The organism is Streptacidiphilus sp. P02-A3a, assembly GCF_014084105.1.
GTDB lineage: Bacteria > Actinomycetota > Actinomycetes > Streptomycetales > Streptomycetaceae > Streptacidiphilus.
In genome coordinates this window covers 6,700,900-6,717,746 of record NZ_CP048289.1, presented here as the reverse complement: position 1 = coordinate 6,717,746, position 16,847 = coordinate 6,700,900, and the positions used below count along the sequence as shown (strand labels likewise).

The window sequence follows — 16,847 nt, the reverse complement described above, 5'->3', positions numbered from 1 at the left end:
GCGGCTGTGACGACATCCCCGGAAAAGACCACTTCCCTGACGACCTCCACGGCGGTGTCCGCACCCCCGGCGTCCTCGACCGCGAAACTGGTGCAGGCGCTCCGGGCCTCGGTCAAGGAGAACGAGCGGCTGCGGCAGCACAACCAGCAGCTCACGGCGGCCCGGGCGGAGCCGGTCGCGATCATCGGCATGGGCTGCCGCTACCCCGGCGGGGTGCGCTCGCCGGAGGACCTGTGGCGGTTGGTGTCCGAGGGCGGCGACGCCATCGCCGAGTTCCCGACCGACCGCGGCTGGAACGTCGACGCCATCTACGACCCGGACCCGGACACCCCCGGTACCTCGTACACCCGGCACGGCGGCTTCCTCTACGACGCGGCCGAGTTCGACGCCGGCTTCTTCGACGTCAGCCCGCGGGAGGCGGTCTCCATCGATCCGCAGCAGCGGCTGCTGCTGGAGATCACCTGGCAGACCCTGGAACGGGCCGGGATCGACCCGGCGAGCCTGCGCGGCAGCGCCACCGGTGTGTTCGTCGGCGTCATGTACGGCGACTACGCCACCCGGCTGCGCAGTATCCCCACGGAGTACGAGGGCTTCCTGGGGACCGGCAGCGCCGGGAGCGTCGCCTCCGGCCGGATCGCCTACACCTTCGGCCTTGAGGGCCCGGCGGTCACCGTGGACACCGCCTGCTCCTCCTCGCTGGTGGGCATGCACCTGGCGGCCGACGCACTGCGCAAGGGCGAGTGCTCGATGGCGCTGGTCGGCGGGGTGACGGTGATGGCCTCGCCCGGCGTGTTCGTCGAGTTCAGCCGCCAGCGCGGACTGGCCCCGAACGGGCGCTGCAAGCCCTTCGCGGCAGCCGCCGACGGCACCGGCTGGGCCGAGGGCGCGGGCATGCTGCTGCTGGAGCGGCTGTCCGACGCCCGGCGCAACGGACACCGGGTACTCGGCCTGCTCCGGGGCAGCGCGGTGAACCAGGACGGCGCGAGCAACGGCCTGACCGCCCCCAACGGCCCCTCCCAGGAACGGGTGATCCGGCAGGCGCTGGCCGACGCCCGGCTCGGGGCCGACCAGGTGGACGCGGTCGAGGGGCACGGTACCGGTACCACCCTCGGTGACCCGATCGAGGTACAGGCGCTGTTGGCGACCTACGGTCGGGACCGGTCGGCGGAGCAGCCGCTGTGGTTGGGTTCGGTGAAGTCGAACATCGGTCACACCCAGGCCGCGGCCGGGGTGGCCGGGGTGATCAAGATGGTGCTGGCGATGGAGCACGGCCTGCTCCCGCCCAGCCTGCACATCGACGCGCCCACCCCGCACGTCGACTGGAACGGCGGCGGGGTCGCGCTGCTGACCGAGTCGGTGCCCTGGCCGGGCACCGGGCGCGCGCGCCGGTCGGCGGTGTCCTCGTTCGGCATCAGCGGCACCAACGCCCACGTCATCCTGGAGCAGGCCCCGGCCGCGCCCGGGTCCGAGCCCGAGCCGGTCCGGCCGGGGGCGCTGCCGTGGGTGCTCTCCGCGAAGGACGAGCCGGGCCTGCTCGCCCAGGCCGCGGAACTCGGCTCGCACCTGCGCCGGTTCCCCGACCTGCGCCCGCCCGACGTCGCCCGGACCCTGGGTACCGGCAGGTCGGTGTTCCCGCACCGGGCCGCGGTGGTGGGCGAGAACCGGGAGGAGCTGCTGGAGGCCCTCGACGCGCTGGCCGAGGGGCGCCGCTCCGGCGCGCTGGTGCGCGGGGTCGCCGGTAGCGCTGGTGTGGGTGGTGGGTTGGCGGTGTTGTTCACGGGTCAGGGTAGTCAGCGGGTGGGGATGGGTGGGGGTTTGCGGGGTCGGTTCGGGGTGTTCGCGGGTGCGGTGGATGAGGTGGTGGCGGGGTTCGAGTCGGTGGGTTGTGGTTTGGGTGGGGTGTTGTGGGGTGGTGTGGGGGGTGTGTTGGATCGGACGGAGTTCACGCAGCCGGGGTTGTTCGCGGTGGAGGTGGGGTTGTTCCGGTTGTTCGAGTCGTGGGGGGTGGTGCCGGATGTGGTGGGTGGGCATTCGGTGGGTGAGTTGGTGGCGGCGTATGTGGCGGGTGTGCTGTCGTTGTCGGACGCGTGTGCGTTGGTTGCGGCGCGTGGCCGGTTGATGCAGGCGATGCCCGAGGGCGGCGCGATGCTCGCCGTCCAGGCCGCCGAAGAGGCGGTGCTGCCGCTGCTGGCGGGCAAGGAGGACCGGCTGAGCCTGGCCGCCGTCAACGGGCCGACCTCGCTGGTGGTCTCCGGGGACGGCGCGGCCGTCGAGGACCTGTCCAGGGTGCTCTCCGGGCAGGGCCGCAAGGTCCGCCGGCTCACGGTCAGCCACGCCTTCCACTCACCGCACATGGACGGCATGCTCGACGAGTTCCGCGCGGTCGCCGAGGCCGTGGAGTTCCGCCGTCCGGCGATCCCGGTGGTCTCCAACCTCACCGGCCGGATCGCCGACCCGGACGAGCTGTGCACCCCCGACTACTGGGTGCGGCACGCCCGGCAGGCCGTCCGCTTCGCCGACGGCGTCACCGCCCTGCGCGAGCACGGCGTCCGGACCTACCTGGAGCTGGGACCCGACGCGGTGCTCGGCCCGCTGACGGTCGACAGCCTGGGCCGCGACCGGTCGGCCGTCGTCGTCTCCGCGCTGCGCCGGGACCGGGACGAGACGGCGGCGGTCACCACCGCCGCCGCCCGGCTGTGGGCCACCGGCCGGACCATCGACTGGGGCGCCCTGCTGCCGGACGGCGCGGCCGGGGCCGACCTGCCCGGCTACCCGTTCCAGCGCAGGCGCTACTGGCTCGACTCGGCCGAGGAGAGCGCCGCCGAGGACACCGCCTTCTGGCAGGCGGTCGAGCAGCGGCAGCTCGCCGGACTCGCCTCGGAGCTGGGCCTGGCCGAGGCGGGCCGCGCGGCGCTGGCGCAACTCGCCCCGGCCCTGGGCGCCTGGCGCCGACACCGCCGCTGCGGCTACCGCACGGTGTGGCGGCCGCTGCCGTCCGCGCCGGCGCCGACGCTCGCGGGCAGCTGGCTGCTGGTGCTGCCGACCCGGGGCGCCGACCAGGACCTGGCCGACGCCGTCCGCGACACCCTGGCCGCGCACGGCGCGACCCCGCTGCCGCTGCCGCTGGACCGGCTCACCGGACCGGGGACGCGGTGGCTGCCCGACCCCGCCGCGCCCCCGATCGCCGGGGTGCTGTCGCTGCTCGCGCTCACCCGCCCGGAGTCCGGGCAGGGCGACGGCGTCGAGCTGCTCCGGGACACCAGCGCGCTGCTGACCGCGCTGGAAGGGGCCGCGATCGCGGCGCCGACCTGGCTGCTGACCCGCGACGCGGTCGCCGCGGACAACCTCGACCCGGGCGCCGACCTGGCCGCCGCCCCGCTGTGGGGCCTGGGCCGGACCGCCGCCGAGGGCAGCGGGCTGCGCGCGGGCGGACTGGTCGACCTGCCGCCGGTGCTGGACCCGGCGGCCCGGGACCGGCTGGCGGCGGTGCTGGGCACCCCGGACGGCGAGCGCGAGGTGGCGCTGCGCCCGGCCGGACCGCTGGTCCGCCGCCTGGTCGAGGCGCCGCTGAACGACGCCCGCACCGAGCGCTGGCGTCCGCACGGGACCGTGCTGGTGCACGGCGGCACCAGGGGGCTGGGAGCGGAGGTCGCCCGCTGGGCCGCCCGCGAGGGCGCCGCGGCGCTGCTGCTGACGGGTCCCGGAGCCCGACCCGACGCCGGGCTCACGGCCGAACTGGAGGGCTCCGGCTGCGCGGTGAGCGTGCTGCCGGACGACGCCGGACCGGACGCGCTGGCGGCGCTGCTGGCGCGGATCCCCGGCGAACACCCGCTGACGGCCGTGGTGCACATCCAGCCGGACTCGGACCCGTCGGACTCGGACCAGCCGGACTCGGACCAGCCGGACGACGGGACCGCCGCGATCGCCGCGCTGCGGACGCTGCACGAGCTCACCGGCCCTGCCCAGCCGGAGGTCTTCGCGGTCTTCAGCGCGTTCCATCCCGGCGAAGGACCCACCGAAGGAACCGGCGGCGGGCCGGGCCGCACCGGCGCGGCGGTCGCCGCCGCCTTCGGCGACGCCCTGGTCCGGGCCCGCCGCCGGGCCGGACAGCCCGGTACCGCCGTCGCCTGGGGGCTGCCGACCGACGACCCGCGACCGCAGCCGCTGCGCCCGCTGGTCCCGGCCATGCTGCTCGGCGGACTGCCGTCGTGGACCGGGGGCGGCGGGCTGGTCCTGGCCGACCTCGACTGGCGGGCCTACCCGGGGCAGCCGCCCCGGCTGCTGTCCGACCTGTCGGCCGCCCGTCCGGCGGCGGCGGGTGCGCGCGGCGGTGACCGGGAACCGGCGGAGCTGCAAAGGCGACTGCTCGCCGCGGACCCGGCCGAGCGCCAGTCGCTGCTGCTCGACCTGGTCGTGGCACAGGCCGCGGCGGTGCTGGCGACGGCGCCCGGCGACATCGACGGCGACCGGAACTTCCTGGAGCTGGGCTTCGCCTCACTGACCGTGATGGAGCTCTGCACCGGCCTGCGCGAGGACCTCGGCGTCGACATCGGCCCCAAGACCGCCTTCGACCACCCCACCCCGCGCGAGCTCGCCACCCACCTGGGCACGCTGCTCGTCGGCTGAGCGCGGAACACGGCGAAACGGCCACCGAGAGGACCCGGTGGCCGTTTCGCCGTGCCGCGGTGCGGGCGGATACCGCTCAGGCGGACCAGGCGGGGTCGCGCCCGCTGCACGCCAGCGCGCGTTCCAGCGCCGTGGCCGACGCCGGGGCCTCCAGCTCCGGGCCGAACATGCCCAGCGACCGGGTCTCCTCCGCAGTCTCCAGGATCACCCGGCGGGCCTGCTCCGCCGCGGCGTCGCCGCAGTGGAACTCCTGGCCGGTGGCGCGCGCCAGGTCCCAGCCGTGGACGACCAGTTCGACCAGGGTCTTCTCGCCGATGACCCGGGCCGGGACGACGACGCCGTTGACGTCGGCGGAGCCCTCCCAGGCCGCGTCGGCGCTCCAGGCCCGCTCGATCCGGTCGAGCCAGGCCAGGTAGTCGGCCTGCCAGTCGCCCCCGGTGTGGTCCCGCCGCGCCGCCTCGCGGTCGACGACGGCGGACTTCCGCAGGCCCACCGCCTCGATGGTGGGCGCCCAGTTGATCAGGTGGTTGACCAGTCCGCGCACATCGAAACCGGCACAGGGGGTGGTGACGGTCAACTGGTCCGGCTTCACGGCGCCCACCAGCCCCGCCATCGTGGCGCTCGCGGTGGACAACGGCTCACGCAGATCCATGCTCTCTCCTTCGGTTGGCAACGGGACGGGCAACGGGACGGGCGCCGCTACCAGGTGACCGGGAGCTCGTTGACGCCCTGGACGTCCCCGGCGCCCCGGACCGAGAGCGACTCCATCGGGGCGGCCAGCCGCAGCGTCGGAATGCGCTCGAACAGCACGCCGAGGGCCACCTCCACCTCCAGCCGCGCCAGGTTCTGCCCCAGGCACTGGTGGGACCCGTGGCTGAACGACATGTGCGACCGGGCGTCCCGGGTCAGGTCCAGCCGGTCCGGGTCGGGGAACGCCCGCTCGTCCCGGTTGACCAGGGTGCTGACCACCACCACGCCCTCGCCGGCCCGGATGAGCTGGTCGCCCACCGGGATGTCGGCGGTCGCCACCCGCATCGCCGACACGTCGGTGATGGACAGGAAGCGCAGCAGTTCCTCCACCGCCGCCGGGAGCCCGGACGGGTCCGCCTTCAGCGCGGCGAGCTGGTCCGGGTGCTGCAGCAGCGTCGCGACGCTGAGCGAGATCATCGAGGAGGTGGTCTGGTGCCCGGCGACCAGCAGCAGCAGCGCCATCTGCACCAGGTCCTGCCGGGCCAGCGAGCCGTCGGCGAGCTGTTCCAGGGTGAGCCGCCCGATCAGGCCCTGCTCCTCCGGGTCGCCCTGCTCCTGCTCCTTCTTGGAGATCAGCTTGTTGACGTAGCCGGCCAGTTGCGCCCCCGCGTCGCGGGCGGCCCCGGGGGTGGTCGCCTGGATCATCAGCGAGCTCTGCTCCACGAAGAAGTCGTCGTCCTCCTCGGGCACGCCCAGCAGTTCGGCGATCACGATGGACGGCACCGGGAGCGCGAACTCCTTCACCAGGTCGACCGGCTCGCCCTTCTCCAGCATCCGGTCGATCAGCCCGTTGACGATCTGCTCGATGTACGGGCGGATGGCGCGCATCCGCTTGACGCTGAAGTCCGGGATCAGCATGCGGCGGTGGACGGTGTGGTGCGGCGCGTCCATCCCGATGAAGGAGGGCGGCTGCTCCTTCATCCCCTCCATCCGGGCCACCACGAACGGGTAGCCCTCACTGCGCGAGTTGGCGGACAGCCGCTCGTCGGTCAGCAGGTCCTGCGCCTCCGCGAGGCGCGTCACCAGCCAGGCCGAGGTGCCGTTGTAGAGCGTCACCCGGACCAGCGGGTCGGTGTCGCGGAACCGCGCGTAGCCCTCCGGGGGAGCGTACGGGCAGGTGCGCGGCAGTGGGAACTCGACGCCCGCCGACGGAGGCGGGGCGGTGGACAGCTCGGTCATGCGGTCTCCTCGGTCGGGTCAGTCGATGGCTTGGGCGAACCGGAAGAACCGGTTCGGGTCGTACTGGTACTTCACCTCGGCCAGGCGGGGGTAGTTCTCCGCGTAGTAGGCGGAGCGCCAGTCCGCCAGCGCCGGGTCGGTGTAGTTCTGGTACGTCTCGTGGTTCGAGTAGGGGTCGACCGTCAGGAAGCCGCCCGCCGCCCAGCTCTCGGCCGCGGCCCGGTCCTGCGGGGTGGGCGTGCCGGTCGGCAGCGAGTCCGCGAACAGCGCCAGGAACCGGGTGTCCCGGTGCACGTAGGCGGTGGCGGTCCGGTCCACGTCGTTCACCTTGCCGCCCAGGGCGGCGAAGTTCAGCGCCCGGGTGTGCCCGGCGGTCCGGTCCGCGTCGAACGCGGCCAGCAGGGCGTCCACCCCGACGGACGGCAGCTCCGTGCTGATCATGCGGCTGCGGGCGAGCAGGTACTCGCCGCGCGGCAGTTCGGCGACGGGGGAGTACCCGACGCTGTGGCACTGGTCGGCGCTCAGGTCGGCGCAGCCGTAGGTGGCCATCATGGTGTCCTGGTAGGTCCCGGCGGTGCTGGTCCTGGCGGTCGGCGCGGTGCCGACCGCGGTCACCAGCGCGTCCAGGCAGCCGTCCAGCAGGCCGGGCGTGCCGCACCAGGCCCCGGTGACCAGGACCAGCGGGACGGCCCCCGGCTGCGCGTCGGGCAGGGTCACCGTCAGGATGGAGGACAGCTCCCGCGGCGCGGTGGCGATCCAGTCCTGCCAGGCGGCGATCGCGGTGGCCGCGTCGGCCCAGGGCCAGCTGAGCTCGTAGCTGGACAGCTGGGAGATCACCACCGGGGCCAGCTCGAACTGCGTCACCACCCCGAAGTTGCCTCCGCCGCCGCCGCGCAGGGCCCAGTAGAGGTCGGGCTCCTCGTTCTCGGAGCAGCTCACGATCCGGCCGTCCGCCAGCACCACCTCGGCGGAGACCAGGTGGTCGCAGGCCATCCCCTGGGCACGGGTCAGCAGCCCGAAGCCGCCCCCCTGGACGAAGCCGCCGAGACCCACCGTCGGACAGGAACCGCCGCTGAGGGCCAGCCCCCGGGCCGCCAGCGGGCCCAGCACGTCGATCTGCTGGGTCCCCGCGCCCACGGTCACCGTCGAGTCGCCGACCCGCAGTTGGTTCAGCCGGGACACGTCGACGACCAGGCCGGTGGTGGTCGAGTAGCCGCCGGGACTGTGCCCGCCGCTGCGCACCGCGACCTGGACGCCGTTGTCCTGGGCGAAGAGCACACAGGCCGCCACGTCCGCCGACGACGCGCAGTAGGCCACCGCGTTCGGATCGATGGTGTCGAACTCGGACCAGTGCGACTGCTTCGCCACCGCGTAGCCGGCGTCCGAGGGCAGCACCAGCGACCCGCTCAGCCGTCCGGCCAGCGTGTCCCAGGGCGTCGTCGTGTCCCACGGTCTCGGCGTGTCCCCCCGGGCCGGGGCGCTCCTGGCCCCGGTCATCCCCACGATGCCGGGGATCGACAGCAGTGTCGCCCCGGCTCCCGCGCGTAGGAGGGTCCTGCGGTCGATGGGCATAAGCGCCTCCGGTTGTGCGGGGTTCTGAAGAGACCGGCCGGTCCGTCCGGGCCTCGTTTCGGTGGACGTCGCAGCTGAGTGCCCAGCCTGCTGGTCCCGGCTAAACCGCCCCTAAAACCGACGGCTTTAGTGGCGCTTTATCGCTCCTGCCGAGGCTTGGTGCCGTCGCGGCGGAGCCGAGGATTCGGAGAACCATGGGCATCGAGATCGACAGGGACGTCTGCGCGGGCGCGGGCCAGTGCACGAGGAACGTTCCGGACGTCTTCGACCAGGACGACGACGACGGTCTGGTGGTGCTGCTGCGGCAGCCCGCCCCGGAGGAGGAGGCGGTGGTCCGGCGGGCGGTCTCGTTGTGCCCGTCCAGGGCGCTGCGGCTGGTCGCGGACTGACCCGGCCCCGGGTCGACAACTGAACAGGCTTCACGCGCACAGCACGACGGGCACCGCCCCTCAGATCGAGGCGGTGCCCGCACCATTTCGTCACCACGACCATGGAGGTCGAACAGCATGACCGTAGTCCGGAGATCCTTCCTGCTGGCCAGCGTGATGACCGGGGCGCTGGCCGCGGTACCCGCGGTGGCGGACGCCGCGACGACCACCCCGGGCGCTACCGCCCAGAGCTCGGGCGAGCTGACCGCGTTGCAGGTGGCGGAGCAGATCGCGGCCAGCGTGCAGACCAAGGTGCTGCCCACCAACTTCGCCGAGAACGCCGTGTACGTGATGCCGTTCGCGATACCCGGCACGCCGCAGACCATCACCGGGAGCGCCGCGATCCTGGCGCACTTCCAGGCCGGCAGCTCGAACCCGGCCTCGCAGGCGCTGGAGATCCAGCAGGTGAACCCGACCTACTACCAGGGCCAGGACCCGGGCGTGGTGGTGTTCGAGCTGGAGATCCAGGGCGTGGTGACCGCCACCGGGGACGCGTTCACGCTGAACTCGTCGATCGGTGTGCTGACGGTGCGCTGCGGCGAGATCGTCAGCTGGCACGACTACTCGAACATCATCGGCGGTTCCGCGGCGGCCGGGACGATCCCGCAGCTGGTCACCGTGCTGGACAGCCTCGCCTGACCCACCCGAGGCCGGTCGCGCGACGTCCCCGGGCAGGTCGGGGACGTCGTCACGTCACTTCGCCACCGGATCGCCCTCGGCGTCGGCCGGCTGGTCCGGCTGGGCCTTGGCGGGCTCCTCGGCGGCCTCGGGCCGCTTCCGCGGCAGCAGCATGACCGGTACCACGGAGAAGACCGCGAAGCCGATCGTCCACCAGAAGGTGTTCCCGAACGCCGCCGCCCGGCCCGCGGCCGTCGCCGCGTGATCGGCGATCTGACTCTGCAGGATCACCGCGAGCAGCGCGGTGCCGAAGGAACCGCCGACCTGCTGCAGGATCCTGGTGGTGCTGCTGGCGTGCGGGATGAGCGCGGGCGGCATGCCCTGGTAGGCGGCGGCCATGACCGAGACCGTGGCCGCGCCGAGTCCGCCGCCGCGGATCACCAGGCAGATGCTGAGCAGCCAGTTGTTCGGGTGCGGTCCCGCGTCCGTGTAGGCGAGGGTGCCCAGGACGGTGAGGGCCATACCGGCCAGCACCACCGGACGCGGGCCGAGCCGGTCGGTGGTCCGCCCGGCGATGCCACGGGTGAGCAGCCCGCCGATGCCCTGCGGGACCAGCAGCAGACCGGTCGTCAGCGCCGAGTAGCCGCCCGCCTGCTGGTAGTAGAGCGGCAGCAGCATCATCACGCCGTACAGCGAGAGCCCGGAGATGAACAGCAGCACCGCCGAACCGGTGAACGAGCGGATCGCGAACAGCCGCAGGTCGACGACCGGTTCCTCGGTGTGCAGCGCGTGCCAGGCGAACAGGGCCAGCAGCGCCGCGCCCGCGAGCACCGGGGCGAAGGCCTCCACCCGGCCGAAGCCGCCGGGGCCGCTGACCTGTGACAGGCCGTAGAGCAGGGCGGCGAGCGCGGGGGACAGCAGCACCAGGCCGAGCACGTCCAGGCGCTTGCGCTTGCGGGTCTGCGAGTCGTCCGGCAGCCCGCGCCAGGCCAGGTACAGGCCGGTGAGGCAGATCGGGATGTTGATGAAGAACATCCAGCGCCAGCTCAGGTTGCTGAGGATCAGCCCGCCGATGAAGGGGCCGAGGATGGGGATGATCATCGACGGCATGCCGACGACCGCCATCACCCGCCCGATCCGGCGTCCGCCGGTGGCCTGCACCAGCAGCGTCTGCATGATCGGGACCAGCAGGCCGCCGCCGATGCCCTGGAGCACGCGGAAGGCGATCAGGCTGCCGATGTCCCAGGAGCAGCCGGAGAGCACCGAGCCGATCAGGAACGTGGTCAGGCCGAACATCCACATCTGCTTGGCGCCGAAGCGGGCGACCGACCAGGTGGTCAGCGGGATGACCATCCCCAGTGCCAGCAGGTAGCCGGTGTTCACCCATTGCACGGTCGCCACCGGGACGCCCAGGTCCTGGCGCAGGGTGTTGATCGCGACGTTGACGACCGTGGTGTCCAGCAGTGCCGCGCCGGTGCCGATGATGAGGATCCTCATCAGCCTCCGCAGCGCCGGGTCGAGGCGCTCCGTCTCGTTCGCACTCGTCATGCTGAGGTGCACCCCTCGGGTGTGTGGCGTGACTGTCAGGGGAGAAGGGGGCGGCGGCCGGACCGTACCCGGACAAATCGCCTGCCAACAAAGCTGGCTGACCCCTCGCCAGACGATACGGGGCGTGCGCCCCGTATGTCAACGTCCCTTCCCGGCACGGCCGGAGAGGCAGCAGCGGGCGCTAGGGGAGGGTCCTCACGCTCTCCGGTCCGCGCTCCGCGGAACCTGCCGGTTCGGACGCCGACTGCTCGGCGGGCGCGGCAGTCGAGCCGAGCAGTCGGCGCGGGATGAAGGCGGCGGCCAGACCGCCGATCGCCACCACACCGGCGCCCAGCCAGATCACCCACTTCATGCCGCGGACGAACGCGGTGGCGCTGTCCACCGGGGACAGCAGTTCCTGCCGCAGCTTGAACAGGTCGCTGGTGTCGACGAAGTGCGCCCGGAAGACCGTGGTCAGCACCGCCACCCCGAGTGCCCCGCCGACCTCGCGGACGGTGTTGTTCGCGCCCGACGCCTTGCCGTACTCGTGCTGGCGCACGGAGCCCAGCACCACCGCCATGGTCGGCGCGAACACCAGCCCCATGCCGACCCCGGCGAAGAGCAGCGGCGGGACCAGCTGCGCGTACGGCAGGTCGATCCTGGCGATCGCGGCGATCCAGGCGAGCGCGCCGGCCTGGATGACCAGCCCGGCGGTCATCAGCCGACCGCCGCCGATCCGGTCGATGAACGGGCCGACGATCGGCGCGACCACCATCGGCATCGCCGTCCAGGGCAGGGTGCGCACCCCCGCCGTGAGCGGCGAGAAGCCCAGCGGGCCCTGCAGGTACTGGGAGAGGAAGAAGATCGACCCGAACACACCGAAGTACATGGCGAGCGAGGCGATGTTGCTCAGGACGAACGCCGGTATCCGGTAGAAGTGCAGCGGCAGCAGCGGGCTCTTCGCCACCCGCTCCCAGCGCATGAACGCGGCCAGCAGCAGCGCCGTGCCGACGCCTCCGCCGAGGGTCACCGGGGACCCCCAACCGACGCTGCCGGCGTTCACGATCACCCAGACCGCCAACGTCACCGTGCCGCTCACCAGCAGCATCCCGAGCAGGTCCAGGCTGCGGTCCTGGCCCTTCGACTCGGCCAGCACCGTCGGCACCAGGATCATCGCCACCAGCGCGACCGGCACGTTCACCCAGAAGATCCACTGCCAGGACAGCCCCTCGGTGACCGCGCCGCCGACCAGCGGGCCGAGCGCCACGCCGAGCCCGTTCACGCCGCCCCACATGCCGATCGCGGCACTGCGCCGGCTCTCCGGCACGGCTCCGGCCACCAGCGTCAGCGACAGCGGCTGCACGGCGGCCGCGCCCAGGCCCTGGAGCACCCGGGCGGCGACCAGGGTGGTGACCGAGTCGGAGAGGGCGCAGCCGATCGAGCCGAGGGTGAACAGCACGATGCCGCCGAGGAACACCGTCCGCCGCCCGTACCGGTCGCCCAGCGCGGCGCCGGTCAGCAGCAGGCCCGCGAAGGCCAGGATGTACCCGTTCACCACCCACTGCAGGCCGCTCACGCTGGTCGACAGCGAGGAGCTGATCTCCGGCAGCGCGTTGGTCACCACGAGGTTGTTCAGCGACACCATCAGCATGGGCAGTGACGCGGCCAGGAAGGCCAGTGCCGTGCGTGCTCGTCCAGCCATTCTCTGCTCCGATCCGTGACAGCTGGTCACGATTTGCCGGGCCGTGCCGGCGTGCGACGCCCTATTTGAGGATTCCGGCCGGGCACATCTCGATCGACGCGCTGAACTGCTTGCCCGCCTGCTCGGTGCGGAAGGTGAACCGCCCCAGCTTGTTGCGGAAGACCCCGGTGGTGCCGATCGTCGGGATGAACTCCTGCTGCCCGGCGTCGGCGTTGGTCAGGTCGTAGAAGCCCTGGGCCTGGACGGTGCCGTCGCCGAACTCGATCAGGTCGTTGGCGTATCCGAGCAGGTGCCCGTCGGACAGCCGCATGCGCACGTAGTTCTCGCCGTAGACCTTCGCGGAGGTCGCCGTGGAGTAGAGGCGCCCGACGGAGACGCTGCTGTCCCCGATCCCCCCGGAGGGCGCGGACGCCAACTGGCTCTGCACGGTGGCCGTGAACTGCTCGGTCAGGTTGTCCAGGACCACGCAGCCGGGCAGGGCCTCGGGGGTGCTCCGGCCACCGCAGGACACGGTGCAGGGCGTCAGCAGCAGGACTGCGAACAGGGCGGTCATCCGGGCCCGGCGTGCCGACCCCGGGCGCAGGCGGAGGGACATGGGCTCCTCTTGTCTGTCGGGTGTCTCCACAGTCGGACGCGGCGGGTGGGACGCGGCAGTCGGACACAGGCCGCCGGACACGCCCTGAGCCGGTCGGCTCAGGGGCGCCCGGGGCGTGCGGTCACCACGCTGTCACCAGGAAACGGGCACCTCGAAGATGCCGTAGAAGGCCGCGTTGTGCTTGAAGGAGAGCTCTTCGGTGGTGGCGTCCAGGCGCAGGTCCGGAATGCGCTCGAACAGGCGGGTGAAGACGATCTCCAGCTCCAGGCGGGCCAGGCTCTGGCCCAGGCACTGGTGGATGCCGTACCCGAAGGCCATCTGCCGCCGGGCGTCGCGGTGCGCGTCGAACTCGCCGGGGCGCTCGAACTCCGCCTCGTCGTGGTCGGCCGCCGAGTTGAGGGCGATGACCCCGGAACCCTCGGGGATGAACACGCCGCCGATCTCCATGTCGGCGGTGGTCACCCGGCTGGTCGAGTAGTCGGCGATGCTGAAGTAGCGCAGCAGCTCCTCGACCACCTGCGGGGCCGTCTCCGGGTTGGCCTTGAACTGGGCCAGCTCCTCCGGGTGCTGGAGGAAGAACACGGTCCCCAGCGAGATCATGTTGGCGGTCGTCTCGTGGCCGGCGACCAGCAGCGCGTTGGCGACGCCGGTGAGGATCTCCAGGTCGAAGGTGCCCGCGTCCTGGTACTTCTTCACCAGCCTGCTCAGCAGGTCGTCGCCGGGGTCGTTCGCCTTGGCGGTGACCAGCTCGCCGAGGTAGCCGCGCAGCCCGCGCCAGGCGGTCATCCGGTCCTCGACCGAGCTCTGGTGGTTGAGGATGATCGCCGACCGCCGGTCGAACAGCTCGCGGTCCTCGTACGGAACCCCGAGCAGTTCGCAGATCACCCGCGACGGCACGGCCAGGGACAGGCTCTGCACCAGGTCGACCGGGCCGCCACTCTTGATCATGTCGTCCAGGCAGGAGTCGGTGATCTCACGGATGCGCGGGGCCATGGCCGCGACCCGCTTGGCGGTGAACTCGTTCACGACCATCCGCCGGTGGATCGTGTGCTCCGGCGGGTCCATCCAGGTCAGCAGCCCCTTGGCCTCCTTGCTGGAGACCGGCTGGCGGGGCAGCACCGACGGGTAGTTGGGGTGCGCGCGGTTCGCGCTGGTCCGGGGGTCCGCCAGGAACTCGCGGACCAGCTCGTAGCTGCTGATGGCCCAGGCCGTGCTGCCGCTGGGGAGCGTCACCTGCGCTACGGGGCTCTCCGCCCGCAACTCGGCGTACTGGGGCGGAGGCTGGAAGGGGCATCCACGGGCCATCGGAAAACTCGGTGGCGTGGAGTCCGTGCTCTCGGTCAAGTCCCTCTCCTCCATGTCCATGTGCTGCTGAAATGGGCGGTGGCCCGGACGTACCGTCCACGCGGCGGCTAAAGGCACCCTTGCGTGCCGCTTATGCGCGCGCGGGGCGGCACCGGGCCAAGGTCGGCTTTAGCGCGGGCCCTTAGCGTGCCGGGCAACGGCGGCAGGATTGTGGGAGGAACACCATGGCCCGTGGAATTCGTTCGCGCAGTGCGCTGACCGTGCTCGCCGTGTGCGTCACGGTACTCGGCGCGGACGCGGTACTGGGCGGAGCGAGCGTCCCCCGGGCCGCCGCCGCCCCGGCGCAGCAACCGGCCCAGGCCCCGCAGTCGGCACCGGCCCAGGGCTGCATCACCATGAAGGGCATGACCGAGGGCATCATCGACGGTTCGGTGCAGGACCTCGGCGGCCCCTACCCGGAGAGCATCGGCGGCAGCTCGACCTACCTGGACTACCTGTACGACTCGTCCGGGAAGAAGGTCGCCACCGTGTACGGGAAGGCCAACGTCTCGCTCCGGCTGAAGAACGGGGACCTGGCCGAGTACTCCGACGAGCAGATCGAGTTCGCCGACGGCGTCATCCAGACGCAGGGCTTCTACGACATCACCGCGGCCGCGAAGAAGGGCACCTGGGAGTACCTCCCGGCCATCGGCGTCTCGGGGCGGTACCAGGGCATGGTGGGCCAACGGCACTTCGAGATCACCCAGTTGGGGAAGTCGCTGAACGGCTGGATCCAGCTCTGCCTGCCCGGCGCGACAGCGCCGCAGTGACGGCCGGGCCGGCCGGGGCGGATCAGGGCGTTCCGGCCCCGGCCGCCGGTGCCCCGGTCCGCAGCCCGTCCAGGACCACGGTCATCACCTGCTCGGCGAAACGCGGGTCACTGCTGCGGCGGGTGGCCAGGAAGACACCCGCCACCAGGGCCATCAGCTGCGCGTTGCCCACGTCCGGGCGGACCGTACCGGCCTGCTGAGCCTGGACCAGCAGGGTCCCGATCGCGTCCCGCAGCTCCTGGGTGACCGCCGAGGTGGCACCCGAGACGTCGATCCCGGCCCCGGCCAGGGCGTCGGCGAGGTCCTTCTTCATCGCCGCCTGCTCGGTCATCCGGGAGAGGAAGTCGAAGAGGGCCGCGCCGGGGCGTCCGGAGGCGGCCAGCTCCCGCGCTGAATCTATGTACTGCTGAAGGCGGTTGACCATCACCGCCTCGAACAGCGCCTCCTTGCTCGGGAAGTGCCGGTGCACCGTACCGGCGCCGACGCCCGCCCGGCGGGCGATCTCGTCGAGGGGCACCGACAGGCCCTCGGTCGCGAAGGCCGCCTGTGCCGCCTCCAGGACCCGGGCCCGGTTGCGGCGGGCGTCCGCGCGCAGTGATCCGGCGGGCACGGCCGCACCGGCGGTCGCGGGGGTGTGTGAAGTCACGTGGACGAGTCTCCTGACGCTCCTGCCGAGCGGGGGTGGCGCGGAACACCGTGCCGGCGGATTGGTACCCCGATTGTAGGCCCGTCAAAGAACGGCCTAAGGCCCGGCTAACCAGTCGCGCCGAGCATGACGTCAGAGCCTTAGGGGAGGATCACTGTGTGGCAAGGCGTGCAAGCTGGCCGGCCCGGTGGATCGCGGCCGTCCACGGCGTACCTGCTGTCCGAGCCCTCGGACACTGACCGGCTGCGGCTGTTCTGCTTCCACCACGCCGGTGGCGGGGCCTCGGCGTTCAACGCGCTGCGCCGGTCCCTGGAACCCCGGATCGAGGTGGTCGCGGTCCAGCTTCCGGGCCGCGAGGGCCGTCTGGGCCACCGGATGCCGGGCAGCCTGGCCGAGCTGGTGGCCGAGCTCGACCGCTCGCTCGATCCGTACCTGAGCGGCGGCGCCTACGCCTGCTACGGCCACAGCATGGGCGCGCTGGTGGCGCACGACCTGATCGCCCGTCGGCAGCGGCGCGGCGCGACGCCGCCGGTCGCCCTGGTCGTCGGAGCCTGCCGGGCGCCGCAGCGCGGCACCGCGCTGGCGGGCCACGCCGAGGACACCGACGACGCGCTGATCCGGACCATGCTCGACATCGGCGGCCTGTCGCCCGAGCTGCTGCGCTACCCGGACTGGCTGCACTCGGCCGTCGCGCTGACCCGCACCGACCTGCGGATCTGCGCCGGTCGCGGCAGCGAGGTCGGCGAGCCGCTGTCCTGTCCGATCGACGTCTTCCAGGGCGCCGACGACCCACTGGTCCCGGCGGCCGACGCGCTCGACTGGGGCCGGCGCAGCTCGGTGCGCTGCACGCCGCACCGCTTCGAGGGCGGCCACTTCTTCTTCCTGCGCGAGTCGCCCGACGCGTTCGCGGCCCGGCTGCGCACCGTGCTCGGCGACGCGGTCGCCCGAGCCGCCGCCGACAGCCTGGCGAGCGGCTCATGACCGGACCGGAAGAGCGCGAGACGCCCCCCGAGGCGACACCCGCTTCAGGCACATCCCCCGCAGGCACATCCTCCGCAGGCACACCTTCCGCAGGCACATCCTCCGCAGA

Annotated in this window: 13 protein-coding genes; 5 read left to right on the top strand and 8 right to left on the bottom strand. The window is 72.6% G+C overall.

Annotated elements, in window-relative coordinates:
* Nucleotides 1-6 precede the first annotated feature (6 nt).
* Complete coding sequence (locus GXP74_RS28415) at nt 7-4,626, top strand: type I polyketide synthase (protein ID WP_370468468.1); 4,620 nt, start codon at nt 7-9, stop codon at nt 4,624-4,626.
* A 76-nt stretch (nt 4,627-4,702) separates the two neighbouring features.
* On the opposite strand, the gene GXP74_RS28410 is transcribed toward GXP74_RS28415, so the two are convergent.
* The 3 genes from GXP74_RS28410 to GXP74_RS28400 are packed head-to-tail and all read right to left on the bottom strand — an operon-like array spanning nt 4,703 to nt 8,127.
* Complete coding sequence (locus tag GXP74_RS28410) at nt 4,703-5,278, bottom strand: TIGR03086 family metal-binding protein (RefSeq protein WP_182454087.1); 576 nt, start codon at nt 5,276-5,278, stop codon at nt 4,703-4,705.
* A 47-nt stretch (nt 5,279-5,325) separates the two neighbouring features.
* Nucleotides 5,326-6,555, bottom strand: a complete 1,230-nt coding sequence (locus tag GXP74_RS28405) for a cytochrome P450 (RefSeq protein WP_182454086.1) — start codon at nt 6,553-6,555, stop codon at nt 5,326-5,328.
* An 18-nt stretch (nt 6,556-6,573) separates the two neighbouring features.
* Entirely contained in the window at nt 6,574-8,127 is a 1,554-nt protein-coding gene (locus GXP74_RS28400; protein ID WP_225448261.1) for an FAD-dependent oxidoreductase, read from the bottom strand.
* 194 nt (nt 8,128-8,321) lie between these two features.
* Between GXP74_RS28400 and GXP74_RS28395 the strand changes: the two genes are divergently transcribed.
* On the top strand, nt 8,322-8,516 hold the full coding sequence (locus tag GXP74_RS28395) for a ferredoxin (protein WP_182454085.1): 195 nt from the start codon (nt 8,322-8,324) through the stop codon (nt 8,514-8,516).
* Between the two features lie 117 nt (nt 8,517-8,633).
* Entirely contained in the window at nt 8,634-9,194 is a 561-nt protein-coding gene (locus GXP74_RS28390) for a nuclear transport factor 2 family protein (protein WP_182454084.1), read from the top strand.
* Nucleotides 9,195-9,248: 54 nt separating this feature from the next.
* Here GXP74_RS28390 and GXP74_RS28385 read toward each other — a convergent pair whose 3' ends face one another.
* From GXP74_RS28385 to GXP74_RS28370, 4 genes are all read right to left on the bottom strand, one after another.
* A complete protein-coding gene (locus tag GXP74_RS28385; RefSeq protein WP_182454083.1) occupies nt 9,249-10,721 on the bottom strand; it encodes an MDR family MFS transporter in 1,473 nt (490 codons plus the stop codon).
* Between the two features lie 181 nt (nt 10,722-10,902).
* On the bottom strand, nt 10,903-12,402 hold the full coding sequence (locus tag GXP74_RS28380) for an MFS transporter (RefSeq protein WP_182454082.1): 1,500 nt from the start codon (nt 12,400-12,402) through the stop codon (nt 10,903-10,905).
* A 61-nt stretch (nt 12,403-12,463) separates the two neighbouring features.
* Entirely contained in the window at nt 12,464-12,997 is a 534-nt protein-coding gene (locus GXP74_RS28375) for a hypothetical protein (protein WP_182454081.1), read from the bottom strand.
* Between the two features lie 132 nt (nt 12,998-13,129).
* Entirely contained in the window at nt 13,130-14,230 is a 1,101-nt protein-coding gene (locus tag GXP74_RS28370; protein WP_225448260.1) for a cytochrome P450, read from the bottom strand.
* 296 nt (nt 14,231-14,526) lie between these two features.
* Between GXP74_RS28370 and GXP74_RS28365 the strand changes: the two genes are divergently transcribed.
* On the top strand, nt 14,527-15,111 hold the full coding sequence (locus GXP74_RS28365; RefSeq protein WP_182454079.1) for a hypothetical protein: 585 nt from the start codon (nt 14,527-14,529) through the stop codon (nt 15,109-15,111).
* 22 nt (nt 15,112-15,133) lie between these two features.
* On the opposite strand, the gene GXP74_RS28360 is transcribed toward GXP74_RS28365, so the two are convergent.
* A complete protein-coding gene (locus GXP74_RS28360; RefSeq protein WP_225448259.1) occupies nt 15,134-15,757 on the bottom strand; it encodes a TetR/AcrR family transcriptional regulator in 624 nt (207 codons plus the stop codon).
* 168 nt (nt 15,758-15,925) lie between these two features.
* Between GXP74_RS28360 and GXP74_RS28355 the strand changes: the two genes are divergently transcribed.
* Entirely contained in the window at nt 15,926-16,738 is an 813-nt protein-coding gene (locus tag GXP74_RS28355) for a thioesterase II family protein (RefSeq protein WP_182454078.1), read from the top strand.
* Nucleotides 16,739-16,847: the final 109 nt, after the last annotated feature.